At 67.9% G+C, this 1,007-nt stretch carries 1 protein-coding gene; it reads right to left on the reverse strand.

Annotated elements, in window-relative coordinates; genetic code table 11:
• Positions 1–472: 472 nt before the first annotated feature.
• A partial coding sequence (locus E1265_RS36465) for an LLM class flavin-dependent oxidoreductase (RefSeq protein ID WP_132935212.1) occupies positions 473–1,007 on the reverse strand: 535 nt, incomplete at its 5' end.

Genomic DNA, 1,007 nt, shown 5'->3' on the forward strand with positions numbered 1-1,007 from the left:
GGGTGGGTCTGTTGGGGCGGACGGTGATGGCGTACCGCTCTTCAGGCGCAGACCAGGAGTCGGTATCCGCCTCGACGGTGTAACTGGCGAGGGGGTCGTCCTCGGTGGTGCGGCCGGGCGGGATCCAGAAGGAAGAGCCGGAGCGTCTCGTAAACCAGAGCCTGGATGCGGCGGCATCACGCCGAGCCTGCGCCGTCGGCGGCGAGGTTGGTCTGCGGTCGGTGGGGCAGGGGGCGAGGGCTGGTGGAGCAGGTCAGGGTGGTGCGGTGAGCTCGTGCCCGGCCGCGGGCATGGTGACGAGTTCGTCGTGCATCAGCCGGCCTGTGTGCTGGGGGGCGCACGGCGCCGGCGTCGGTTCACATCGCGCTCGCGGCGACCGGGTCCGCGAACACCGAAGATCACGAAGTGCCTGACATGGTGTTCACCGAGATCCAGGTCTTCCTCGGCGCCGGCTTCGCCGGGCGGCCCCGACTCAGAGAAAGGCAGGCACGACCTCCTTGATGAACAGTTCCAAGGACTTGCGCTTCTCCTGGTGCGTCATGCCGTTGTCGATCCAGAAGCTGTACTCGTCGACACCGAGTTCCTCATAGAAGCGCAGCCGCTCGATGACCTCGTCCGGGGTGCCGATCATCGCTGTCCTGTGCAGCGACTCCGGCTGGAACTCCGGTCGGTCTTCGAACTTCGACTCCGGGCTGGGTGGCAGGAACCCGTTCACCGGCGTGGTCCTGTTGCCGAACCAGGCGTCGAAGGTGCGGTAGAAGCGGTTGATCGCCTCCGCGGCCGGGCGCCAGCCGTCGGGCTCGTCGGGGGAGTGGACGTGCGTGTGCCGCAGCACCATCAGGTCGGGGCGCGACACCTCCGGGTGGTTCGCCACGGCGGTGTCGAACTTCCGCTTGAGGTCAACGACTTCCTCGTCGCCCTTCATCAGCGGGGTGACCATGACGTTGCAGCCCTGCGCCACCGCGAAGTCGTGGGAGGCGGGGTCGCGGGCGGCGATCCACATGGGC

This window comes from Streptomyces sp. 8K308, assembly GCF_004348315.1.
GTDB lineage: Bacteria > Actinomycetota > Actinomycetes > Streptomycetales > Streptomycetaceae > Streptomyces.